Source organism: Vibrio sp. Y51_MX_L26, from assembly GCF_024181935.1.
GTDB classification, from domain to species: domain Bacteria; phylum Pseudomonadota; class Gammaproteobacteria; order Enterobacterales; family Vibrionaceae; genus Vibrio; species Vibrio diabolicus.
In genome coordinates this window covers 519783-545008 of record NZ_JAMZAS010000002.1, presented here as the reverse complement: position 1 = coordinate 545008, position 25226 = coordinate 519783, and the positions used below count along the sequence as shown (strand labels likewise).

Genomic DNA, 25226 nt, shown 5'->3' with positions numbered 1-25226 from the left:
TTGCGGATAAATTATCGACCGAGAAAATGTTTAGACTTCAAGCAGCCAGCAATTGTATTTAAAGAAATGGCATTGGCTGCTTGATATTAGCGAGTGTCGCACTTCGCAGTTGAATTCGGGCCTAAGCATTACCCTTACCTAAAGGTAAAAGTTTATCTTAGTAAACTCTGCTGTCCGTCTTTATTATTTTTATCAGATAGCGTTTATTATTAGCCAAAACTTAAATATCATTTCGTTATTAAAGTTTAGGATTTTTGTTATACATTAGAATAAAATTAAATAGATTATGGTATCGTTTATCGAACAAACTGAAATTTCCAAAATCTTAAAATTGTATGTTTTATAGCCTAAAACGCCAAGCCAACCTGTTCAAGGAGCGAGATATAATCATAAAGAATTCTATTTTTGCAACAAGTATAAGTCTAAAAAACAACTGACCCGATGACTTAAACCATGTGATTAATGTTTGTAAAAAACAACAAAACTTTCACAACAGGAAAGAGCAAATCTTTATTTTTAATAATTTAGTAAGGTCTAATTAAATGTAACCGATTACTTTTCATCTGGTTATTTTTTTGGCACGAGTATCAAGTTTTCCTGTTTTCCCTCCACTGAAAATAAATAGTTCTTTTCTTTTTCCGCTACAAGTTCCCCATTCGAGTATAGCTTTCCAATTATCTTCATGTTTCCGTCACCAGCTTGAATCGGTGCAATTAAAAATGAATACTGTACGGGTAATTGAACGCCTTGGTAGTGCTGCAATGCAGATCTAAGACACTGATTTTCAATCACTTTACATATTTCCACATCAAGAGACGTAATCGAAGGTGGAAAGTATCCATCGACAGAAACCCAACCATAGAGTGTCGCCTGACTCTTTGTGTCAAAGCTACCTTCCCTTACAATCGGCACAGATTGACTACACCCACTTAGTAGGAATAGTCCGATAAAACCAGCCCATATAGAATTGTTCATTATGACACCATAAACTTATTTTATAGACTTAGTTCATTTTAATTTCACACAATTCTTTATGTAAAAATATAAAAGATCAACTTATATTTATACTACAAGCGGACAATAAATCGCATTCTTCAACAACACATATTTAACATTAGATTTAATTTCACTCTTAGAGACTGCACCTTAATACACTTTCAATTAGGTGGGTATATTAGAGAACAAAGATATTTAAATATCTAAGAAGCACCACAATATGCATCAGAGCACATTTGTTATCGCTGTTCTATTTAGCTCACCGAAATTAAAAACCAAAATATAATAACAACCGACCAATATTGATAAACACGAAGAGATACATCTAATATTTTCCTTGATAAAATTTCAAAAGGGACTATTCCTATGTCAGCACGCCAAACTATCGATGAGATTTTGCTAAAGTTTGCTCATCAAATAGGCTTGCCTGCACTGCATCTAACGGAAAATGAAGTAAGCTTAGCGTTTGATGATAATCTAAGAGTGCATATCATCTTTCATCCTGAATCGACAACCCTCCAGCTCGAAGCTGAGATTGTTGGTCTTCAAATCGTTAATTCCGATCTCTATCGTTCTTTTCTAGCCTTTAATTATCACTGGCCTGAGCATCAATTATTCTTTAGTTTAGATAATCATCGACATGTACTCTGTTTAAACCGACTCATTAACATTAAGCGACTGGATTATGAGTATTTTGAAACTGCTTTGGCGGAATTGTTGACGCAAAGTGAGTCGTGGGAGTCGTTATTGTCTGCTCATGTCGCCACTGCTGAGGTAGCTCCGATGCCACAAACTTTAGACTTAAGAGTTTAGGTGTCTCTATGTCCAACGACATCCAATCTAAATACACTAACTTACCGGTTCATGAAGTAAAGCAAGCACAGCAAAGTGATGCTCTGCCACAAGGAACGTTTCATGGCCGCAAAGTGACCCTACTCTCTTCATCAGAAAGCAGTTTGGCTCGAATGAGCTCTAAAAGAGAACTTAGCGAATGTTTAAACCAGTTTGCGAGTCTTGAGTCTTGTAATCGCGTCTTGGATTTTGATCAGCAGTTTAGTCTTGAAAAGCAAAACACCGCGGTCGAAAAACTACTTGAACGAAAAGTGACCGTAATTCAACGTTCCTGAGCACGCAATATAGATGGGTTCAAAATATAAATTTCACGTATACACACCCTCCCACCCGCAAGCACATGCAATAAAAAACCCCGAAGGCTCGGGGTTTTGGTTAGTACTGCTTTTTCTTTGTTAACTACTTCAATTTAGAAGAAGCCTAGTGGATCAACACTGTAGCTAATCAATAGGTTTTTCGTATTTTGGTAGTGATCCAGCATCATCTTATGTGTTTCACGTCCAATACCTGACTTTTTATAGCCACCGAACGCAGCGTGTGCAGGGTAAGCGTGGTAGCAGTTAATCCAAATTCGACCAGCTTCGATATTACGGCCCATACGATATGCGACGTTCGCATCACGCGTCCAAACGCCTGCGCCTAAGCCATATTCGGTGTCGTTCGCGATTTCCAGAGCTTCCGCTTCATCTTTAAACTTAGTGATGGCAATGACGGGGCCAAAGATTTCTTCTTGGAAAATACGCATCTTATTATGGCCTTCCAACATCGTTGGCTGAATGTAGTAACCCTGATTGATTGACTCTGGCTGCTCAGAGACACCACCACCAAAGACCACTTTTGCACCTTCTTCACGGCCGATTTCCAGGTAACTTAAAATCTTATCAAACTGTTCTTGAGAAGCTTGGGCGCCTACTTGAGTATCGGTATCGAGCGGGTTACCTTGCTTGATTAACTGCGCACGTTCCGTCAATTTCTCTACAAACTTATCGTAAATCGCTTCATGAACTAATACGCGAGATGGACAGGTACAAACTTCGCCTTGGTTGAAGAAACCAAGTAGCGTACCTTCGATACACTTGTCGAGGTACTCATCTTCGTAATCGAAAATATCTGAGAAGTAGATGTTTGGAGATTTACCACCTAGCTCAACTGTCGATGGGATCAAGTTGTCTGCTGCACATTTTAGAATGTGATTACCAACCTGTGTTGAACCGGTAAACGCTAACTTCGCAATGCGGTTGCTGGTTGCAAGCGCTTGGCCCGCTTCTGAACCAAAACCATTCACAACGTTGATGACGCCCGGAGGCAGTAGATCACCGATCTTTTCCATAAGAACCAGAATCGACGTTGGAGTTTGTTCTGCTGGCTTCAATACCACGCAACAACCTGCCGCAAGTGCCGGTGCCAGTTTCCAAGCCGCCATCAACATAGGGAAGTTCCAAGGGATGATTTGACCAACTACGCCAATCGGCTCTGGGAAGTGATAGCTTGCCGTGTGCTCATCCAGCTCCGCCGCACTGCCTTCTTGCGCGCGAATGCAGCCAGCAAAGTAACGGAAATGATCCACCACCAAAGGTAAATCCGCAGCCAAGGTTTCACGAACTGGTTTGCCGTTTTCCCATGTTTCTGCAACTGCAAGTTCTTCTAAATGCTGTTCGATACGATCAGCGATTTTCAGCAAGATGTTAGAGCGTTCAGTCACACTGGTTTTTGCCCATTTAGTTCTGATGTTGTGTGCCGCATCCAATGCTAAGTTGATATCCGCCTCGCCAGAACGAGCAACTTTACAATACGCTTGTCCGTTGATTGGTGAGATATTGTCAAAATACTCACCATCCGTTGGTTTTACCCATTCCCCACCGATAAAGTTATCGTAATGCGATTTAAAGTTAACAATGGCATTTTCACTACCTGGCTGTGCATAGCTCATAACTCTTCCTTTTGTTTCTCGTTCAATGTGTTATTGCAGTGTCGTATCGCACTGTTCACAAAGAGCATTACGCAAGTCACACGCCAACTACACCACACTTGTTGTTAATTAAATGTAAAACTATGATTACCAAGCGATAACAAACCAAGTGAGCGATGTTTGAGCGGATGTATGGTGTGAACACCAATGTTCAAGTGTTCCAAAATGGCACACCCTCACTGTGACAAAATGGTACAGTCATGGAACTTCAACACATTAGCGATAACAATTGGCTTTCAACTTCATGGATCCGAAGTGAACAGGCGGGTTTAAAACAGCGTCGACGCCCTGAAGATATTCGAGTGACACCAGCGACACTTCAAGATAGGCGTCACCAACTCAACTTCTTATTGGAAACCGTCACCCAGTGTGCTCTCCCGCTGTTCAATCAGCTTTTTGCTCATAGTGACAGCCGCTTAATTCTGACGGATGCCGACGGCGTCATCATCGGCAGTTGGGGACAACCTAAGTTCCGCGAGAAGTTGACCGAAATTGCGCTAAGCTCTGGTGCGTGCTGGCAAGAAAAGGTCAAAGGCACCAACGCGATTGGGACTGCGATAGTTGAAGCAAAACCGGTCTCAGTCATCGGCGATCAACACTTCATCCAACATCATCGTTTTATTAGCTGCTCGGCCAATCCTATTTTCGATCATCTTGGTCATTTGATTGGCGTGCTAGATATCACCAGCGAACAAAAGAAACATGATTTCTCAACGCAAGTTCTGGTACAAAACATGGTTCAGCAAGTTGAAAATCAATTGCTTAACTTGATTCCACAAGGGCATATTCGTGTGGATTTGGCATGTGAGAAAGGCTTACTCAACAGTGGGTGGCAAGGGATTATCATCGCCAATGAAGATGGACAGATTCTTGCGCACAATCAAGTTGCTTCTCAGCTCCTCGCGCAACAAAACGTCATAGGGCAATCGCTCGACGACATTCTTTCTATCCAAAGTGCCGACCATCCTTTCGTGTTCAAAACAAAGCCGTTGACCGACAAAAAAGTGAAGTCTCGTTCCGTTACCGCTTCCAATGATCTGCATTACGGCGATTCTACTGTCGAACATTGCTGGCAACAAGCCAATCGCGTTATCGATAAAGACATCAGCTTACTGATTCTCGGAGAAACTGGGGTTGGTAAAAATGAGTTTGTGAAAGCGCTACATAAAAACAGCCAGAGAAAAACGGGGCCGTTGGTTTCCGTTAACTGCGGCGCACTACCAAAAGATTTGGTTGAGTCCGAATTGTTTGGCTACGTGGCTGGTGCATTTACTGGCGCAAACAGCAAAGGCTATCAGGGAAAAATTCGCCAAGCACACAAAGGGATTTTGTTTCTGGATGAAATCGCAGATTTACCCTTGGAAGCTCAAAGCCGTTTACTGCATGTATTGCAAGATAAAACCGTGCTTCCCGTTGGTTCAAACCAAAGTGTTCAAGTCGATACGCAAATCATCGCTGCCACGCATAAAGATCTCGAGAACTTGGTTAGCGAAGGATTGTTCCGTCAAGACTTATACTATCGCCTCAATGGTTTGATCATCGAATTGCCTCGCTTCGAAGAGCGAGATGATAAGCAACAACTGATCGAGAATATTCATCGACGTCACGCTGAATCTGAACAACAACTTTGCCCTCACCTACTTTCTCTGCTGCTTTCTTACTCTTGGCCAGGAAACTTGCGTGAACTCGATAGTTTAATCAAAGTATCCGCATTAATGGCGCAAGGTGAAGAAACGTTAGAGCTCACTCACGTACCGACTCACCTGAGTAAGAAACTCAGCCAGGCTCAAGACGTAACAACCGCTGCCGAACCCACGTTAGAACTGCGTGCAACCGTCGAAGACAAACTGCTCAAAACATATCAAGCCAATCAGGGGAACATCAGCAAAACATCTCGTATGCTTGGCGTCAGTCGAAATACAATTTATAGAAAGCTGAAAAGCCTCGGCATATTGGGTTAATCCATAACCTCAGATACAAAAAGAGCACCTTTGCGGTGCTCTTTCTATTTGAAACCTAGCTTACAGGCCACCTTGTTGTTGCGCCTGTTTTACTAATGCCTGACGTTGAGTTTCCTTCTCAGAGATCACTTGGTTGTCCTTGTGTATTTCCTGATCCAATTCTGCCGGAATGAAAACAAAGTACTTGTTAAGAATCATCTTAGAACCTCAATTTGTTGTGTTAATCACCTTCTTGGTCAACGTAAACAACACCAGAAAAACACGTTTTACTGGATCCTTGTTGCTGGTTTCAAAAAATAGAGGATGTTCATTTATTAAACATCCTCCATGTGGGCGCTAATTATAGGCGTAGTTCAAAGGCTTACCTAGCACTCTTTTTCGCCTTTCTTGCAACCTTAGTTTCATTCTCAAACCTGATGCAATCACACATATTCAATAAAGTACTGTTAAACAAAGAAAAGTGATTTTCATCGTGACTGATAATGAGGATGAGCTTCCCGGAATTATTGACTTGAAATTACGCCTAGTAAACTCGAAGGCTGCAATAATAGCGTTAAAAGGCCTTAATCCGCACAGCAAAAACTTTGAAGTGATAGACAAATGCATTCATATATTTGTAAAGCCGTTTATGGATTTGTCTACCAGTTCAATATTTCACCTTTTTTGAGAAATCTTTAGCCGCTTTTTTGTGTGAAACGCCAAAAAAGAACAGACAATCAAAGCGTGGTATATGACCACACTTGTCTATCCCCACTCAGCTTTGGGAGGCGTTTATGAAAAGTAGCAAACTTGGCCATGTGATGTCTTTCAGCAGAATGTTTTCCTTCATTGCGTTTTTGACGGCTACATTCGCATGGATTCTCAGCATGTATGCCCTATTTACTGTTTCTGTAGTAGCTCTTGTGGTCAGCGCAATTCTCTACCTCAAAGACAGGTTTTATCAAAACAAGAAAACGACCACTGAAAAGAGCGCCTAGGCGCTCTTTGAGTTTCATAAAGCCAGACACAAAAAAGGATGCTTAGGCACCCTTTTATACTTAGTCGATTTACTTAAAACGATTACACGTCGTAAGTTGTAGACGCTGTGTCGCCGCCTGTACCCGTCCAGTTCGTATGGAAGAATTCACCACGCTCACGGTCGATACGCTCGTAAGTGTGAGCACCGAAGTAGTCACGTTGAGCTTGCAGTAGGTTCGCAGGTAGACGAGCTGTTGTGTAACCGTCTAGGAATGTTAGTGCAGAAGTCGTACATGGCATTGGGATACCTGCTTCGAGAGACTTAGCTGCCACTTTACGCCATGCTACTAGGCTGTTTTGTAGAATACCTTTGAAGTAATCATCAGAGCCTAGGAATGCTAGATCTGGGTTTGCTTCGTATGCATCACGGATGTTGCCTAGGAACGCGCTGCGGATGATACAACCACCACGCCACATAAGAGCAACGTTACCGTAGTTTAGATCCCAGCCATTTTCGTTCGACGCTTCGCGCATTAGCATAAAGCCTTGAGCGTAAGAGATGATCTTAGACGCTAGAAGCGCTTGACGTAGTGCGTCAACCCACTCTTGCTTGTCACCTTCAACTGGTGTGATTGTCTTACCGAACAGTTTCTCAGCTTCAACACGTTGATCTTTCAATGCAGATAGACAGCGAGAGAATACAGACTCAGAGATTAGCGTTAGAGGAATACCTAGGTCTAGAGCGTTGATTCCCGTCCATTTACCTGTACCTTTTTGGCCAGCAGTGTCTAGGATTTTCTCAACTAGAGGCTCACCGTCTTCGTCTTTGTAGCCAAGGATGTCAGCCGTAATTTCAACAAGGTAGCTGTTTAGCTCAGTGTTGTTCCACTCAGCGAATACCGCTTGCATCTCGTCTGCAGACATACCAAGACCGTCTTTCATGAACTGGTAAGCTTCTGTGATCAGCTGCATGTCGCCGTATTCGATGCCGTTGTGAACCATCTTAACGAAGTGGCCCGCACCGTCGTTACCAACCCAATCACAACAAGGCTCGCCTGCATCAGTTTTCGCAGAAATACCTTGGAAGATAGGCTTAACCGCTTCCCAAGCTTCTGGAGCGCCGCCTGGCATGATAGATGGACCGAAGCGCGCACCTTCTTCACCACCAGATACGCCAGTACCGATGAAGTGGATACCTTTTTCGCGTAGTGCTGTAACGCGACGGTTTGTATCTGGGTAGTTCGTGTTACCACCGTCGATGATGATGTCGCCTTTGTCTAGTAGAGGGACTAGAGCGTCGATGAATTTATCGACAACGTCACCTGCGCGAACCATTAGCATCACTTTACGTGGCGTTTCTAGCTTCTCTACTAGTTCTTCTAGAGAGTATGCACCGATGATGTTGGTGCCTTTCGCTGGTCCTTCCAGAAACTCGTCTACTTTAGCAGCAGTACGGTTGTGAGCGACCACTTTAAAACCGTGGTCGTTCATGTTTAGGATAAGGTTTTGACCCATTACCGCTAGGCCAATTACACCGATATCACCTTTCATTGTTTCTCTCCAATTTTGTTTCATTGACGAGCAGCGTTTTAAGCAATTTTTGCTGCTGCGTCCAAATCTAAATACCATTCCGTCAGACCAGATTTCGCTTGAATCTTAGCCGCTGGGTATGGCAGTGCGTGTGCAGGTGAACTGTTGATCTCTTCAACGATGTCCGCTTTTCCTGCACCAAGCACTAAGTAACTGATGCGTTTTGCTGCTTCTAAAACGCGTGCCGTTTTTGACACACGAAGCTGACCCGACTCAGGATGAGACGCCACAAGAGATAGGTTCGCATCATCATAATTCGTTTGGCCAGGGAACAGAGAAGCTGTGTGACCATCTGCACCAACACCTAATAAGATCCAGTCAAACACAGGGGTTCCGTTTTCAGTCGGAATCACATCTGACATCTCTTTCGCAAAGCGTTCCGCTTCCACTTTAGGGTCATCTTCACCGCGAATACGGTGGATGTTTTCTGTTGGAATGTTTACTTGGCTAAACAGTAGCGCGTTCGCTTCTCCGTAGTTGCTTTCCGCATCGTCAGGTGCGACACAACGTTCGTCACCCCACCAGAAGTGGAGATTTTGCCACTGAATAGAGGTTGCGTAAGCCTCTGAAGCCAACAGTTTGAACAGCATTTTAGGAGTGCTGCCGCCAGAAAGAGAGATGTGAACAGGTCGGCCCATTTCGCTGAACGCTTTCATGTCGTTAGCTAGGCTTTCAACTACCTGCTCTGCTGTTTGGTAGATCTTATGGTTGATCATAGTTCACAGTAATCCGTATCTGTTAAATTTTTACATGGGAAGCGCCAAGCGCGACCATCACGCTGTAGCAGGTCGTCTGACTCTTTAGGACCCCATGTGCCGCATGCGTACCCGAAGAGGGATCGTGGATCTTGTTTAAAGTCTAAAATTGGCTGTACGTACTGCCAACACGCTTCCACCGCATCACTACGTGCAAATAGCGTAGCATCACCATTCAATGCATCAAGTAGAAGACGCTCATACGCAGTCAGCATTTGCGTTTCTTGTAGGTCAGCGTAATGGAAGTTCATTTTCACTTCTTTCGCTTCAAAACCTGCGCCTGGCTCTTTCAAGCCAAAGCTCATTTGAATGCCTTCGTCTGGCTGAATGCGAATGATCAGCTTGTTTTCTGGTGCGTTTTGACCAAACACTGGGTGCGGTGTTTGTTTAAAGTGGATAACCACTTCAGTCACGCGTGTTGGAAGACGCTTACCAGTACGCACGTAGAATGGCACGCCATTCCAACGCCAGTTGTTAATGTATGCTTTCAAACCGATATAAGTTTCGGTACGTGAGTCGTCTGCAACCCCCGGCTCTTCACGGTAGCCACGTAGACTTTGTCCACGAACTTCAGAAGCGGTGTATTGACCTAATACTAGATCGTTACGCAGAGCGTTTTCGTCCAAAGGCTTTAAACACTGGAGTACTTTAACGACTTCATCACGCATCGAATCTGCATTGATCTGTGCAGGTGGCTCCATACCCACCATCGCCAATACTTGTAGCAGGTGGTTTTGGAACATATCGCGCACGGCACCCGAGTTGTCGTAGTAACCACCACGCTCCTCTACGCCGAGGAATTCTGCGCCCGTGATTTCAACATAATCAATGAAGTTACGGTTCCAAAGCGGCTCAAACATCGCGTTTGAGAAACGAAGTACAAGAAGGTTTTGTACCGTCTCTTTACCTAAGTAATGGTCAATTCGGTAGATTTGATGCTCTTGGAAGTGCTCGTGAATTTCTTTATCCAGAATACGCGCTGATTCAAGGTCATAACCGAATGGTTTCTCAATAATCAGGCGTTTCCAACCATCTTCTTCTTTGTTTAGGCCGTGTGCTGCAAGACTTGCAGGAATCACACTGTATAAACTTGGTGGGGTTGCTAAGTAGAAAAGCGTATTGCGCTGATCGAAACGATATTCGTCAGCAAGTTGGTCTAAACGAGAAGATAGCTTACTGTAATCTTGTGTGTCAGAAGTATTGATAGCTTGGTAGTGCAGATGGTTAATAAATGCATCAAGCGTTTCTGGCTCAGTCTTTTCCATTTCCTGAAGCGATTTTTTCAGCTTCGCGCGGTAAGACTCATCACTGTATTCAGTGCGACTTACACCCAGAATGGCAAAATTTTCTGGAAGCTGCTTGTTCGCATAGAGGTGGTATAAAGCAGGAATGAGCTTACGGTATGTAAGGTCACCTGAAGCACCAAAAATAACGATGCTGCTGTTTTCTGGTATTACCATCATCTTTCCCTTAAAAACGAGGTACTTATTGTGTGCCCGGATACGGCTAAAGGATGAGCCAACCCTATCAATGGCACCTCAAAATAGAAAATTGGTCTTACCTATTACGTTGATAGGTAAAGTCTATAGGCCCAAAGAACCTCAAGAAGTAGCACTCCCAAATCTGTTGGAAACACGACGTATTAAGGTCATTTAGGTCACTTATGTCTCAAAAGTACACACTGTACTCGCTGGAGGAGAGTCCGACACGGTGCAGTATTGTCTACGACTATTTGATTTACATCAACACTTGCCAGTGCAAACGTTTAAATAAGTTGCACAAAACATCATAAACATTTGTATTTTATGGATAAAAAAAGTTGCACTAACGTAAGACAAAAATTAAGCAAAAACTCTAATATGGACAATCCTTACCCACCCTTGCAATCCATTACAATTTTATTGTGATCTATGTGGCCTGAATTTTATCCTCTTACTCTATTGATAATGATACTCAATTAAAGATAATGAGGATACTATTAATGCGAAAGTAGAATGTCATGAAACCAAGCACAAAGAATCTGCACCCGATAAACCGAATACACTCTGTGCTTGATTACATTCACAACAATCTAGATATCGCACTTAGTGTGGATGAAATCTCGAAAGCAAGCTGCTGGTCACGTTGGCAACTGCAACGCGTTTTCCAGCAACACACTGGCGTATCCGTCGCTCACTATATTAGAGAGCTTAAACTAAGCCTTGCGGCTGAACGCTTAATCCATACATCAGATCGCTCGTTAGATATTGCGATAGAAATGGGGTTTGCTTCTGAACATGCATTCAGTCGAGCGTTCAAAAATATGTTTTCAAAGAGCCCTCGAGATTATCGTAAAGCTCAGCAACTAACGGGCTTGAGGCAACCTTTAACGTTGCGCGATACACCAGAAGACGAAAATAGATATAAGTGCTTTATCGAAGTTCGAATAGAAACAAAACCTGCTTTTGTGCTTGCTGGTTATCATGAACCTATTTATGGATTGTTTTCCGCAATGCCCAACTTCCAATCCAAGGTGCCCTCGCTGTGGTCACAGCTCTACTCATCTGAAAACCATACTCACCTGGAAAGAAACTATCTTGGTGTGATTGACGTAACAAAAGCGTATTCAAGCAACCAGCAACTCGAGTATTGGGCCGGTTATGAGTACAACTCAGCGTCAAAAACTTCAATATCCAAAGTCTCTACGCAAGAACCAGATATTCTGGTTGTTCCTAAGCAAACCTACGCAGTGATTACGCACATAGGTAAAGCATCAAATCTAGCGGCGACGCTTGAGTGGTTCATTTTGCACTGGCTCCCCTATTCCAATTATCACGGTATTGATGGCTACGAGTTAGAAGTTTATCCAGAAGACTATGATATTGAGAGCGAGAACGCCCAAATGCATTACTGGATACCTGTCAAACCGAACGAAGCCATGCCCATTAGATAGAAGCCTAAGCACTTAGGTTCTGGCTTTGCACCAAATTGTTAACTTTTCCTATTTCTTTCGCTATAGAATGCAAACAACAATCATTATCAACAAATAAAAGTAGTGGAATTAATAAATATGGAAAGTCCGAATCGATTTCATCGTTCTGCGGTTGCAGTCGTGGTATCCGCGCTTATTGCTGGTCACGCCAGTGCCACTGAGAGCACTTCTCAGCACGAAACTATCACAGTACTTGGCGAAACATACCGAAACACCGCAACTAAAACCGTTTTAGAACCGGAAGAAACGCCGCAAGCGATCACGGTAATCACTAAAGATGACATGGACCTACGCGGCGTAAACTCGGTGAGCGAAGCATTGCGTTACGCGCCTGGCGTAAATACAGAGCTGCGTGGCGGTGCCGTTTCTCGCCTTGACCTATTCAATATTCGTGGTTTTATTAACTACACCAACTTTTATGATGGTCTTCCTTTGCTGTACAACGGCTGGAACCTTCAACCTCAGGTCGATTCCGTTGCCCTTGAACAAATCGAGGTTTTTAAAGGGCCAACGTCTGTTCTTTACGGCAATATTCCACCAGGAGGTATGGTCAATATTATCGCCAAGGCGCCTCATTCAACACCTTCGCACTCTGTCTCGATTAGTACTGGGACTAACAGCCTAAAAGAATTGACGTTCGACACCACAGGACAAATTGGTGATTCTAATGTTGATTACCGTATTATCGGCCTCGCAAAACAGCGAGATGGTCAAGCCGATACGTCTGAAGACGAACGTTATGTCCTCGCTCCATCTTTCAATTGGCAAGCGACAGAAAGCACCTTAGTCAACGTGAATGTTTACTATCAAAATGATCCATCAGCAGGTATCTACACGACCGTGCCAGCGTCTGGCTCAGTGATTGACAACCCACTTGGCTCGATGTCGCCAAGCACTTATTTGGGGGATGAGGACTGGAACACTTACGAACGCGAAGTTCTGATGATGGGTTACAAAGTCCAACACGACTTTAACAACAATTGGCAATTTCTACAGAATGCCCGCTACATGACCGCCGATGCCTATCAGGAAAACACATATAACGGTGCACTTGAAGCGGATAACCGTACCGTTGGTCGAAATGCCTATTTAACCGATGAAAAGTCCAAATCCTTTGTGATTGACAACCAACTATCTGGCTACGTTAAAACGGGAGACTTTGAACATAACTTATTGTTCGGACTTGATTATCAGTATCTAGATTCGGATGTAAAATACAAAGATACGCTTGGGTATTCGCTAACTCAGGACATCTTTAATCCTGACCACAACAGCATTGATCGTAATGCACTGAATTTCCAATACAAACAAAACTTAGATATCAAAACGAAGCAGATTGGCGTTTATTTGCAAGATCAAGTTCGTTACGACCAACTTGTAATGATTGCAGGTCTTCGTTGGGATAAATACGATTCAAATACGGACGCCGTGAGCGATTATCTAGGAACAATATCCAACAGCAAGGAAGAGTTAGACGATACCAACGTATCTTTCCGAGTCGGTGGTTTGTATGAGCTAGACTTTGGTCTCTCGCCATACCTTACTTACTCCGAGAGTTTTGAGCCAATTGCGGGTGCCGACTCTTCTGGTAAAGCATTTGAGCCATCAACCGGTCATCAATGGGAGTTAGGCTTTAAATACGCACCATTATCTGGTGATATCTCAGGTAACTTAGCACTCTTCCATATCACGAAGAAAAACGCGATCTTGACCGATCCGAATAATCCTTATGCACCGAACTATCAAGCGGGCGAAGTGGTATCACAAGGTATTGAACTTGAGGCAAAATGGCAAGCCACAGCACAAGCTGATTTCACTCTAGGCTATACATATACCGATATGGAGATTACCGAGGACAGTTATTACAACCAAGAAGGTAAAACGCCGGTTTGGGTACCTGAGCAAACGGCCTCTCTATGGGCAAATTACTTCTTTGAAGGAAATCTTTCAGGCCTTCGTACCAGTGCTGGCGTTCGCTATGTCGGAGAAGCACAAATTGATGCACAGAATAGTCAAAAAGTACCGGACTACACCTTGTTTGATTTAGCAGCAAGTTACGATTTCTCAACGGTATCTGAATCAATGAAAGGGGCTAGCGTCACCCTTTCTGCAAGCAATCTATTCGATAAAGAATACTATTCTTGTTACGACAAAAATAACTGTTGGTTTGGCGCTGAGCGCTCTATCGAAGCGAAGTTAGAATACAACTTCTAACCTCTTAGAGCGGAACAGCAGTAATTTGTAAAGCGATGGTTTCTACAATAAGCCATCGCTTTTTATTTTGCATAGAGCATCAATATAAACGCTACCTTGTCACTTTTTTATAGCACCTTTCTGGCCTACCAACAGAGCCATAATTTAAATCAGCCTCTAGTTCACCAGTGCTTATAAGATACTCCAAATAGCGCCTTGCCGTTGTTCGGCTCGCACCGATCTTTTCGCCTGCCTCATCAGCGGTCAGCACACTGCCATTTGGGAACAACTCCCTGATCTTGTCTAGCGTTACACCATCAATCCCTTTTGGTAATCGGTTCGGCAAGTTGTCTTGATTGGCGTGAGACTGCAGCATTTTGTCAACGAGGTTCTGATCCAAACTCTCTACGATGTCTAGTTGTTGGCGTTGGGACACATACTTTTTCAGTGCGGCATCTAAGCGTGGAAACATCACTGGTTTTAACAGGTAATCGACAACGCCACCTCTCATTGCCTGTTGTAGCGTATCGACATCCCTTGCCGCGGTAATCAAAATGACATCACACGTTTGGTTGTTCGCACGCAATGTATTGAGTATCTCAAGCCCTGTTCCATCAGGAAGGTATACATCCATCAACAACAGGTCTGGCTTAAGAGTATCGAGTTGCATTTCCGCTTCCATTCTCGTGGTCGCAATGCCGACCACTTCCAAACCTGCCAATTGGCTTAAGTATTTGTGGTGCAGCTCAGCAATAGCCAGATCATCTTCAATGATCATTACGCGAGTCGCCATACTCATAATTGCTCTTCCTTGGGTAAATACACCGTTATTCTTGTTCCATAATTTGTGTTGGGCATCATCTCAACATGGCCGTGATATCGAGTAGCCAACTGGTTGACTAGATGCAATCCTACCCCCCGATTTTGACGAGATTTCGTCGACACCCCTTTTTTAAATAGCGCCTGCGGCTCTATATCGCTTGGTAAACCACAACCTTGATCTATCACCTCAAGTATCACTTCATTTCCGTAATCGCTCACTGACACATCGATATTTCTGCGCTCCGATGCGACATTCGATTCATCACGAATCGAGGTTAACGTTGCGTCAAAAGCGTTATCAATTAAGTTGCCCAGAATGGTGACAAGGTCTTCCGAATTTAGCCACTCAGGCAGAGGCTCCAAACGGCTGCCTTCTTCAACCACCAGCTGTAAGCCTAACTCGCGAGCACGTTCAGTTTTTCCAAGCAACATACCAGCAATTAACGGGTCTTTAACGGTGTCTCTTAAAAATTCGATCATCGCTTGATAGTGTGCGGTTTCTTGCCCAATTAACTTTTGCACCGCATCCAGCTCACCCATCTGAACTAACCCGCTAATGGTGTTTAGCTTATTTCGATGCTCATGGGTTTGCGAACGTAATAAATCTGCATATTCTTTGGTTTGTGATAACTGCTCGGTTAGGTCGTTGATTTCATCCCTTAAACGGAAACTCGATACTGCCCCCACTATTTTTCCATCCACATAAATTGGCGAACGGTTTGCGATCAGACGTTTATGATTAAGGAATATCTCAATATCATGATCTTCCTGTCCGGTTTCTAGCACCGTATATAAGTCACTATCGCGTAACGTCTCAGTCAACGGTTTATTAAGAGCTGCCTCTCTATCAATACCGAGAATCTGACAGGCGCTACGATTGATCGAGCGAAGTATCCCTTGGGCATCAATACTTAACACGCCCTCTTTAATGGTACTCATCGTCACTTCTAATTCGCCGTACAACCGCCCTATCTCTTCAGGCTCGAACCCCAAAATGGCGCGCTGAAACTTTCTCGACGCATAATTGGATACAATGGCATTAGCGACAACAACTACGATGACCATGAAGATCAAAAAGGCCAAAAATGGCTCGATACGGTCTTGCAGCCGGTCGAGCAAATAGCCAACCGAAACCACACCAATGATGTTCCCTTGCTCGTCAAAAATCGCAGCTTTACCACGAACTGAATAACCTAACGAGCCCTGTGCCGTCGAAACATAAGACAATCCCTGCTCTAGCGCTCGACGATTGTCGCCACCTCTCATTGGTTTACCCAATCGCTCATCAACGGGGTGAATTAATCGCACTCCCTCATGGTCGCCAATAACGATGAATGCAGCACCGATGGCTTCGGTTAATTCTCGGAAACGAAGTTGGTATGGCTGAGGATTTTGGGCAGCGACCATTTCGCGAACAACGGCGGAGTCTGCTAAAAAACGGGCAACACCCAGTGCTTTTTCTCCCATTTCTTGCTCTTGATTGATTTTGAGATAAGTGAATCCTGCAGCGACAAGCAATAGAAGCTCTATCAACCCCGACAGCGTCATAATAATGAGCATTCGCTTACGAAAGCTGATCGTTTTCCAACTCATTGATACATCCTTATGATTCACTCCCAAGCGATTACGTTAACACTCAGTTAACAGCATGGCTTTGTTGCGGTGATAAATCTGTGAGGAAGGCAAGCAAACCGCAGAATTTACGGTTAATTAATCGACGAGCTGAAACATAAAATTACAACCATTCACCAAATTCAGCATTCCTCTCTGATACTCAATTCCATACATAAATTGCCCTTTAAAACATGATCGTGATCACATCGATTTTAGCGGTTTTTGAGGCGTTTTTAGACTTTCCAACGTATAATTTTTAATCAACGAAACCATTGAGAGTTTCGGTTAGAAAGCAGTGAAGCTGGAAGTCTATTAAAAGCTCAACATTGATGTCAGTGATTTGGAAAAAATAAAACAAAACACAAATACTGACTATATGACAAACACTTAGACACCATCTGAAAACTGGAAAACTATAAACAGAGGTGCATTTATAGTTAGAAGGAACACCAAACATGGAACGCGATACCTTTGGAATATGCCTGAATAAGGCCATGCTGTCAGAGAATATGTATTCAACATTTACACACGTCAGGGCTTATGAAAAAAACGGAGGCGGTACTTCTGATCTCAAGGTCCTGTTGTCGTTCCCTCAAATGAGTGGAAAAGACCTATTGAATACGATGCGAGGTTCTCGTCAGCTTGAGTGGAGAGCAGAGTTTCACTGTCCATATACGAAGTAAACTTGTAACATCTCCCGCGCCCAGCACAAACATAACTGGGCGCATACTACTATCCAATTTCCCCTCCTACTTAACACTAAGTTACGAATCCTTTATATTAGAGCTTATACTCTACGACAAAGCAGCCATTATGAAAAAAACAGGAAAGTTTTGGATACTGGGCTTACTTAGCAGCTCGATTTCCCTTGCCTGTCATGCGGCACCGATCACTTTTGATACCGCATGGCAGTTATTGCTAGAAAACAACTATTCTCTTAAAGCTCAACGCTCAAACGTCGAGAATTACCAATACCAAGAGAGTGCCACCAGCAATCTCAACTTACCTCAGGTTACCATTGGCGCGAATTACACGCGTTTAGATACCGATATCACGTTATCGGGAAAGCAAATATTGGATAGCACTGAATCGCCAATCAGTATACCGATTCCACTACCACCAGCTGTCGTTGGAGCAATAGCAAACACCACTTCGACCATAACCGAACGCGATATTTTCTCTTCGTCTATTCGTGCCATTTGGCCAATTTTTACTGGTGGTCGTATTTCTGCTGCTCAATCAGCAGCAGAAGGTAAAACAGATGAGGCTAAAAGCCAGCTTCTAATGGAACAACAAGCGCGCTTTGAAGATTTGTCGAAGTACTACTTTTCTGTCGTGCTGGCAAAGGAAGTACTCGCAACGCGGCAAGCGGTTGAAGCTGGACTAAAAAAGCATCGAGATTTTGCCATTAAGCTTGAAGAGCAAGGACAAATCGCACACGTTGAGCGCCTGCAAGCCGAGGCTTCTCTAGATAAAGCATCTGTAGAAACACGTAAAGCCGCCAGCGATTTGAGTATCGCTCAAGCAGCATTAGGTAAATTACTTGCACAAGATGACGCCGTAGAGCCCGCGGAATCTTTGTTTATCAACGACAGTCTTCCCCCTCTAACCGCTTTTGTCGATCAAACGTTGCTTACCTATCCGGGGTTAGACCTTCTGAGCGCCAAGCACAAACAAGCCTCTAGCTTAATCAAAGCAGAAAAAGGGAAATACTATCCTGAAGTTTACCTTTACGGCGACTACAGCTTGTATGAAGACGATTCTCTCGCAAGCCAAATGAAGCCAGACTGGTTAGTTGGTGTTGGTGTCAGCATTCCACTGATTGAATCATCAGGGCGAAGCGAAAAAGTCAAAGCCGCTCAAAGCGTCGTCTCGCAGGTCGATTCATTAAAGTCCCAAGCCAAACAAGACTTATCGCTGTTAGTCCAAAAGACATACTTGGAGGCTCAGCAAGCCATTGATGAAGTACAAGGGCTCGCATCTAGCATTGAACTCGCTAACGAAAATCTGCGCTTGCGTGAAAAAGCATTTACTCAGGGTCTGTCGTCTTCTCTGGATGTTGTGGATGCACAACTTTATGTCGCGAGTATAGAAACACAACGTTCAGCGGCGCGTTTCCGCTATTTAATATCTTTAACCAAGCTACTCGCATTGAGCAGTGAAATGAACAGCTTCGAACAATATCAAAATACCGCTTATATCCCTGCTTCAACATCCAAAGAGGTGAAATAAATCATGGCAGCTAAATCACTAAAACCCGTTTTACTCTCACTTTGTGCTTTGGGTGTTGCCTCTTGGGTTGGCTATCAATTTTACCAAGCCTATCAACCGGAACCGATCCGCTTACAGGGATTAATTGAAGCCCAGCAATACAGCATTTCCTCAAAAGTTCCAGGGCGTATTGATGAGGTCATGGTACGTAAAGGCGACGATGTAGAGAAAGGTCAGCTTATTTTTACCCTTCATAGTCCTGAAATTGAAGCGAAGTTAGAACAAGCAAAAGCAGGTGAAAAAGCGGCGGACGCCTTAGCTCAAGAAGCTGAGAAAGGCGCACGTGAGCAACAAATCCAAGCAGCAAAAGATCAGTGGATGAAAGCCAAAGCCGCTGCGAATTTAATGGAAAAAACCTACAATCGTGTGAATAACCTTTATAACGATGGCGTGGTTGCAGAACAAAAGCGCGATGAAGCTTTAACGCAATGGCAAGCAGCGAAATACACCGAAAGTGCCGCGTTTCAAATGTACGAAATGGCAAAAGAAGGCGCGAGAAGTGAAACCAAAGTGGCAGCGGCGGAAAAAGCGCGCATGGCATCAGGTGCCGTAGCCGAAGTAGAAGCGTATGCGAAAGATACTCAGATCTACAGCTGGTTTGACGGCGAAGTCTCTCAAGTTCTACTTCAAAGTGGTGAATTAGCACCTCAGGGCTTCCCGGTTGTTACTGTGATAGATACAGAAGATGCCTGGGCGACACTTAATGTGCGTGAAGATTACCTTCAACACTTTAAAAAAGGAGCAACCTTTGATGCCTATTTGCCTGCCTTAAATAAAAATGTTGAGTTCAAAGTAACGCATGTTGCTGTTATGGGTGACTTTGCAACGTGGAGAGCAACCGATGCTTCTCAAGGTTTTGATCTTCGTACCTTTGAAGTAGAAGCTCGTCCAGCTCAACCCGAACCTGAACTGCGTATGGGAATGAGTGTTGTCGTTGAACTTTAATCACAACCACTAGGTTAATGCTATGACGATTAAGATTTCACAGCGGCATATCTTACGACGAGATAAGTGGTTGCTTTCGTGCCTTACTTGGATACCGATTTTGCTCGCGATGATGATTTGGGGAGTGTTCTCTGCGGCCATTGCCCGGGATCTGCCAATCGGTGTGGTTGATCTACAACATTCCCAACTTTCTCGAAAGCTCATTCAATCTTTGGATGCGTCGTCGAGTCTGGCTGTTAATTATCACTACACCAGTGCAAGCGAAGCAAAAAATGCGATGATTGAAGGCGATATCTACGCTTACGCGGTCATCCCATCTAAGTTCGATCAGGATATTCTCCAACACCGCCAACCTCAACTCTCTGTCTTTTACAACAGTCAGTACATTTTGGTAGCGAAATTGATCAACTCTGCCGTTGCGCAAGCACAAGGCTATTTCGATGCTCAGGTTGAAGTAATGAGCAACTTGGCTAAAGGTAACACCACAACGTTAGCGGCGGCTGGACAGGCTGTACCCGTGTCGACACAAATAACCGCATTATTTAACCGTAACAATAACTACGCACAATTTTTGGTAACGGCTATCGTGCCAGCCATTTGGCAAATATGTATTGTAGTAAGCACTATTTTGATTCTTACCGCGCACTTTCGCATTTATGGTGGAAAGAATGGCTTTGCATTTTTGGGCAAAAAGCCATACGCCAAGCTCACTTCCCTATTAAGTCAGTACATTCCGGTCTTTATGGCGCAAGGTGCGTTGTTCTTGTATTGGTTTTATTCCGTGCTTGATTGGCCAATGGAAGGCAGTTTTGTGGTTATGCTACTAGCACAATTGGTGACGGTTATCGCCTGTATCATTATGGGAGCGTTGTTCTTCTTCTTGTCGATGGATCCTGCACGTGCGATGAGTTTTGCTGGCGCGTTTACGGCTCCAAGTTTCGCGTTCATGGGAATTACATTCCCAGTTTCTGACATGAACACGCTCGCTTATGCATGGCGTTCATTATTGCCGATTACCCATTACATTGAAGTACAAGTGAGTCAAGCAAGCTATGGAGCATCAGCCGCACAATCTTTAAGCTCGCTATGGCCTATGATTGGCTACGTTGTGCCCCTGCTCATTACCGCAGCCTTGATGGGTAAACATCGAACAGCTTCATCAACACGCCAAGCTAAGGAGGCGGTATGACATTGTGGCAACTGATTAAAGCGGAATTTAAGGCCGTTCTAACCAATCCAGTCGTTACGTTGACCGTGTTTGGTGGTGTCGTATTTTACTCGTTTTTATACCCTTTGCCTTATGCACAACAAACGCCTCGTGAACAACCAATCGCGATTGTTAATTTAGATGGTAGTCAGACGAGTTTAAAGCTGGAACGTATGGTTGATGCCACTCCACAAGTCAACGTAGTTACTCGACTTCACACGATTGCCGATGCAAAGCAAGCATTTTTACAACGAGAGATCACCGGTTTTTTAGTCATACCGGAACACTTTTACAAAGACCTAATGCTAGGTAAAAGCCCGACTCTGGCCTACGCTGCGGACGCCTCGTATTTTCTCGTGTACGGAACCGTGGTAGAAGGATTGGCCCAAGCGGGAGGCACATTAGGGGCCCAAGTGAAAGTCAGTAAAATGGTGATAGATGGTGTGCCCATGAGTATGGCTAGCCATAATTACTCTGCTATTAAGCTTAATATGAAACCGACGTTCAACCCAACCATGGGTTACATCGAATACGTAGTGCCAGCAGTATTTGTTCTGATTTTACAACAAACGTTGATCATGGCGGTTGGATTACAAACGGGAACACAGCGTCATGGTCGTGGCTACTGGTCTCAAGTATCAACGGGATCGCTGCTGCTTGTGAGAACGTTAGTATTTGTGGCAATTTATTATTTACTCGGCGCCTATTATTTTGGTTTTAGCTTCGAACGTTTAAACGTAAACCATATCGCCAATGTGAGCGAACTACTTACCATGTTGTTCCCGTTCTTTTTAGGTTGTTGCGGACTAGGCTTCTGGCTAGGCTACTTATTACCTCGGCGTGAACTTGTCACCTTAGTCGTCTTAGTGAGCTCTATGCCGCTCATTTTCTTGGCTGGTTTTATTTGGCCGATTGAAGCCATACCTACTCCCTTACTATGGATTGCTGATTTAAGCCCAAGCACTTGGGCGATCAAAGCTTTCTTAGCGCTAAACCAAATGGGGGCAACCTGGCAACAAGTCGCTCCACATTGGACGGCACTTTGGGCATTGACCGTGCTTTGGGGTAGCGTTGCGTACTGGATTGCTAAGCGCAATAACAAGCCAGTTGTAACAGAAAGTCTAAGTTGATTTCTCTCTACAGCTCAAAGAGATAATCACAAATCAAAAACCTGATGAACGATCTGAGGGGCGAAGTATCGCCCCTTTTTTGTATTTGAGCACCTCACAATCTCAGATTGAAATTAACTTTAATCAAGGATTCAGCCAATAAATAACTCTAAGCACCCATAACAAGTTTGCAGCAGATTTATAACCTATAATCACAAAAGCCCGCACCAGCTTAACGTACAAAAATCAACCACCTTTATTAACATCGTTTTTTGCAGTTTATCGAATAATACCTTTCCTATACCGTAATTTTCGAGCGTACCAATAGCTGTTTTATCAGCGTTTTCATAAGAAGTACGACGCTCTATTGAAAGTCGAAAACCGCGTCAAAGGAAGTTATTATGAAAAGTCTTATCTCAGTGAGTGTTTTATCTATATTGTCTTTCGGTGCCCATGCTAAGCGTCAATCCAGTGAACCCATCAAGGTCATCGAACCCATTACTGAGATCGACTGTAAAAATATTGAATTGGGTAAAACGCTATAGTTTGAGCCGAGGCTGTCGACGTCGAACATCATTTCTTGTGACTCTTGCCATAACATCGCGAAAGGTGGTGTTGATAACTTATCAAGCTCAATTGGTTACAAATGAACCATTGGCCCGATTAACTCACCTACGGTGTTTAATTCAGATTTGAATTTCGTGCAGTTTTGGAATGGACGAGCAAAAGATCCGCAATAGGGCCTGCGGCTTGCTGGTCGACACTCTTCAATCTATCCCTCAATATCGCGAGTGGTTTCAGCAAATCCATGGAAGCGACAACATAACCATTGATAACGTAACCGATGCTATCGCGGCATTTGTACGCCAAACGCGCCATTTGATTTATGGTTGAAAGAGAACACACGATGCGCTCACCAAAGCACAGGTTGAAGGCTATCAACTGTTTAAACCGCTTGTCATAGCAGAGCATTAGCTAGTGGAAAATGTATCAAAAAATAGGGTTAGTGAAGCCATTTGCCACAGACAACCCAAATGTTGACCGCAAAGCCATTAGTTCGTATTCAAAGTCCCAACCTTACGTAACGTAGAATTCACCTACCCGTACTTCCATGATGGCTCAATTTGTAATCTTCAGGAGGCGGTAGAAATGCTAGCCGATCTGCAACTTGGTCAAAAGCTAACGAAAGAATAGTCCACCAAAATCACTGAATTCTTACGTTCTCTAACAGGTGAGCAACCACGAATCACTTTACCCCACTTACCACCATCCCCCCATGAAACTGCAAGGCCGGTTATTTAAGATTTGCTCTATCTAATTGAAACTAATGGCATTCAGTTGGCAACATTTAAACGCTTTGTCTAACCAATATATGGAAAGGTACTGGTTCTTGGGGAATCTACAATCACCATCATCAAAGCACGTCCCTACTAGTCGGAAGACCTTGTAGAGCCGCAGAATGGATTTATTGCAAACCCATCACTTTCTTGCTCTTTTTTTAGTGGCAACTAGCCATGAAGAGGGAAGCCCCCCTTCATGGCTAGACAAAAAATAAACTAAGCCACATTAACCGATTTAGTTAAACTATTGCTCTGAAAGAATTCATCATGTAATGCGCAAATCGCACGCTGATATTCTTTATCACCCACTACGAACTGAACGTTTACATTTCTCATTGATGAGTGAAGTGCAACTGGCGTTACGCCATTGTTCATCAAAGAAAGTACACCTTTCGCCAGTGTCTTGTTGGTGTCAATTTGAGAACCGATGGCTGAAATCAGCGCGACCATACGGCCTTTAATCGACGCATTCGGATAGCGTTTTTCAGCTTTATACAACACTTTGTTCAAGCTATCAGTACTGCCACCTAGATAGTAAGTAATAGAGTTCGCGTTCATCTCTTTACCAACTAAACTTACGCGAGCATCAGAGATAATTTCCATTAATTCGTAGCTAACGTTATCAGCTTTTCCCACCATCGCTTGGTCAAACAAATGCAGTGCGAACACCTTTTCTTTACCTGCGATAATTTCGACTTTGTCTTCTTCTGGGCGGTAGCTTGAAGAGATCAAAGTGCCTTCGTGTTCAGGTTCAAATGTATTTTTAATCTGTAGCTCAATACCACTCTCGCGTAAACCTGCGGCTGCATTTGGGTGAATCGCTTCCATGCCAAGGTTAGCAAGTTGGTCTGCTACGTCATAGTTTGTACTACCAATTGGCAAAACTTTTTCAGGACCAACAACACGCGGGTCTGCAGAGCTCAAGTGATATTCTTTGTGAATTACCGCTAAATCCGCTTTTGTTATCGCTGCAATTCGGCTAAATGTCATCTCACTATAACCTCGGTCATAAGTGTGCATTAGGCCTTCCTTACAGTAAGCATAACCTGTAACGATTGGCAGTTCTTTTGACACATCGATATCAGCAAACGCATCACTGATCGATTCATCAAGGCTTCTTGGCGCTTGATTGTCCCAACCGGACAGGTCAACGAACTTAGCGTTAATACCCATATTTTTTAGTTTCAGTGCCGTGTTGTAAGCACTGTGCGCCTCACCGATAGACGACAGAAACTCTCGAATTTGAGGCAAATACTGACGTAGCGAAAACTGACCGTACTGACACGTTTCTAAAATGTTCGCAATACAGTTTTTTGCTTCAGCAATACGTGAGCGAATGAATTTATCTGCACGGATACGATTCATTGGGTCCGCGAAAATATTTTCATTTGTGAGCAGCATACGGCTTTCTACATATGCTAGCGCTTCTTCCCATTTGTCATCACGTTTCGCGATAAGCTGATAAACACCTGGCTTACTGGTTTTTTTACATTCGAGTAGCGCGTCGGTCATACCGCCGTATGCAGAGACGACAAAGATACGATTGTATGGCGATTTAGGACGAAGAATAATGTTGTCGAGAACAGCATCAAATGCTGTCATTGATGTACCGCCGATTTTTTCTACGGTAAATGTCATGATAAGCCTTTTTTGATTGGTAACTTTAAAAGAAAA

Annotated in this window: 20 protein-coding genes and 1 pseudogene; 12 read left to right on the top strand and 9 right to left on the bottom strand. The window is 43.7% G+C overall.

Features of this window, described 5'->3' with window-relative positions:
- Positions 1–567: 567 nt before the first annotated feature.
- Positions 568–975: a YscW family type III secretion system pilotin gene (locus tag NL645_RS08585; protein WP_253651574.1), complete on the bottom strand. Its 408-nt coding sequence runs from the start codon at positions 973–975 to the stop codon at positions 568–570.
- 387 nt (positions 976–1362) lie between these two features.
- Between NL645_RS08585 and exsC the strand changes: the two genes are divergently transcribed.
- Entirely contained in the window at positions 1363–1809 is a 447-nt protein-coding gene (gene exsC / locus NL645_RS08580) for a type III secretion system regulatory chaperone ExsC (protein WP_005397386.1), read from the top strand.
- Positions 1810–1817: 8 nt separating this feature from the next.
- Positions 1818–2123, top strand: coding sequence for a T3SS regulon translocated regulator ExsE2 (gene exsE2 / locus NL645_RS08575; protein ID WP_005397379.1), 306 nt, complete (start codon positions 1818–1820; stop codon positions 2121–2123).
- Between the two features lie 134 nt (positions 2124–2257).
- On the opposite strand, the gene NL645_RS08570 is transcribed toward exsE2, so the two are convergent.
- The gene (locus NL645_RS08570) at positions 2258–3778 is read right to left on the bottom strand and encodes an aldehyde dehydrogenase family protein (RefSeq protein WP_253651573.1); all 1521 of its coding nucleotides are present in this window, start codon (positions 3776–3778) and stop codon (positions 2258–2260) included.
- 239 nt (positions 3779–4017) lie between these two features.
- Here NL645_RS08570 and NL645_RS08565 point away from each other — a divergent pair, with 239 nt between their 5' ends.
- Positions 4018–5778, top strand: coding sequence for a sigma-54-dependent Fis family transcriptional regulator (locus tag NL645_RS08565; RefSeq protein ID WP_253651572.1), 1761 nt, complete (start codon positions 4018–4020; stop codon positions 5776–5778).
- Between the two features lie 60 nt (positions 5779–5838).
- Here the strand turns inward: NL645_RS08565 and NL645_RS08560 are convergent, their stop codons facing one another.
- Entirely contained in the window at positions 5839–5976 is a 138-nt protein-coding gene (locus NL645_RS08560; protein WP_012841759.1) for a hypothetical protein, read from the bottom strand.
- A 575-nt stretch (positions 5977–6551) separates the two neighbouring features.
- Between NL645_RS08560 and NL645_RS08555 the strand changes: the two genes are divergently transcribed.
- The gene (locus NL645_RS08555) at positions 6552–6755 is read left to right on the top strand and encodes a hypothetical protein (RefSeq protein WP_005397371.1); all 204 of its coding nucleotides are present in this window, start codon (positions 6552–6554) and stop codon (positions 6753–6755) included.
- Between the two features lie 82 nt (positions 6756–6837).
- On the opposite strand, the gene gnd is transcribed toward NL645_RS08555, so the two are convergent.
- The 3 genes from gnd to zwf are packed head-to-tail and all read right to left on the bottom strand — an operon-like array spanning position 6838 to position 10540.
- Positions 6838–8286 carry a decarboxylating NADP(+)-dependent phosphogluconate dehydrogenase gene (gene gnd / locus NL645_RS08550; RefSeq protein ID WP_253651571.1) on the bottom strand — a complete coding sequence of 483 codons (1449 nt, stop codon included), beginning with the start codon at positions 8284–8286 and terminating at the stop codon, positions 6838–6840.
- Between the two features lie 38 nt (positions 8287–8324).
- Positions 8325–9041 (bottom strand): 6-phosphogluconolactonase, encoded by a 717-nt coding sequence (gene pgl / locus NL645_RS08545; RefSeq protein ID WP_253651570.1) that lies wholly within the window; start codon positions 9039–9041, stop codon positions 8325–8327.
- Positions 9038–10540, bottom strand: a complete 1503-nt coding sequence (gene zwf, locus NL645_RS08540) for a glucose-6-phosphate dehydrogenase (RefSeq protein WP_253651580.1) — start codon at positions 10538–10540, stop codon at positions 9038–9040. The genes pgl and zwf overlap by 4 nt, the downstream gene beginning before the upstream one ends.
- A 539-nt stretch (positions 10541–11079) precedes the next feature.
- On the opposite strand from zwf, the gene NL645_RS08535 reads away from it, so the two are divergent.
- Positions 11080–12012 (top strand): AraC family transcriptional regulator, encoded by a 933-nt coding sequence (locus NL645_RS08535; RefSeq protein ID WP_253651569.1) that lies wholly within the window; start codon positions 11080–11082, stop codon positions 12010–12012.
- Between the two features lie 117 nt (positions 12013–12129).
- A complete protein-coding gene (locus NL645_RS08530) occupies positions 12130–14265 on the top strand; it encodes a TonB-dependent siderophore receptor (protein ID WP_253651568.1) in 2136 nt (711 codons plus the stop codon).
- A gap of 91 nt (positions 14266–14356) precedes the next feature.
- On the opposite strand, the gene NL645_RS08525 is transcribed toward NL645_RS08530, so the two are convergent.
- A complete protein-coding gene (locus NL645_RS08525) occupies positions 14357–15043 on the bottom strand; it encodes a response regulator (RefSeq protein ID WP_253651567.1) in 687 nt (228 codons plus the stop codon).
- The gene (locus NL645_RS08520) at positions 15040–16659 is read right to left on the bottom strand and encodes a sensor histidine kinase (RefSeq protein WP_074191257.1); all 1620 of its coding nucleotides are present in this window, start codon (positions 16657–16659) and stop codon (positions 15040–15042) included. Before NL645_RS08520 ends, NL645_RS08525 begins: the two co-directional genes overlap by 4 nt.
- Before the next feature lie 476 nt (positions 16660–17135).
- Between NL645_RS08520 and NL645_RS08515 the strand changes: the two genes are divergently transcribed.
- The 6 genes and pseudogenes from NL645_RS08515 (at position 17136) to NL645_RS08490 (ending at position 23514) form a co-directional block, all read left to right on the top strand.
- Positions 17136–17363: a hypothetical protein gene (locus NL645_RS08515; RefSeq protein ID WP_005377125.1), complete on the top strand. Its 228-nt coding sequence runs from the start codon at positions 17136–17138 to the stop codon at positions 17361–17363.
- A 130-nt stretch (positions 17364–17493) separates the two neighbouring features.
- Positions 17494–18912 carry a TolC family protein gene (locus NL645_RS08510; protein WP_253651566.1) on the top strand — a complete coding sequence of 473 codons (1419 nt, stop codon included), beginning with the start codon at positions 17494–17496 and terminating at the stop codon, positions 18910–18912.
- 3 nt (positions 18913–18915) lie between these two features.
- Positions 18916–19896: an HlyD family secretion protein gene (locus NL645_RS08505; protein ID WP_005377122.1), complete on the top strand. Its 981-nt coding sequence runs from the start codon at positions 18916–18918 to the stop codon at positions 19894–19896.
- A 22-nt stretch (positions 19897–19918) separates the two neighbouring features.
- Complete coding sequence (locus NL645_RS08500; RefSeq protein WP_253651565.1) at positions 19919–21085, top strand: ABC transporter permease; 1167 nt, start codon at positions 19919–19921, stop codon at positions 21083–21085.
- Complete coding sequence (locus tag NL645_RS08495) at positions 21082–22233, top strand: ABC transporter permease (RefSeq protein WP_253651564.1); 1152 nt, start codon at positions 21082–21084, stop codon at positions 22231–22233. The genes NL645_RS08500 and NL645_RS08495 overlap by 4 nt, the downstream gene beginning before the upstream one ends.
- A 380-nt stretch (positions 22234–22613) precedes the next feature.
- Positions 22614–23514 (top strand): annotated as a pseudogene (locus tag NL645_RS08490) (cytochrome-c peroxidase).
- 254 nt (positions 23515–23768) lie between these two features.
- Here the strand turns inward: NL645_RS08490 and NL645_RS08485 are convergent.
- Positions 23769–25190: an aspartate kinase gene (locus NL645_RS08485; RefSeq protein WP_005393366.1), complete on the bottom strand. Its 1422-nt coding sequence runs from the start codon at positions 25188–25190 to the stop codon at positions 23769–23771.
- Between the last annotated feature and the right edge of the window lie 36 nt (positions 25191–25226).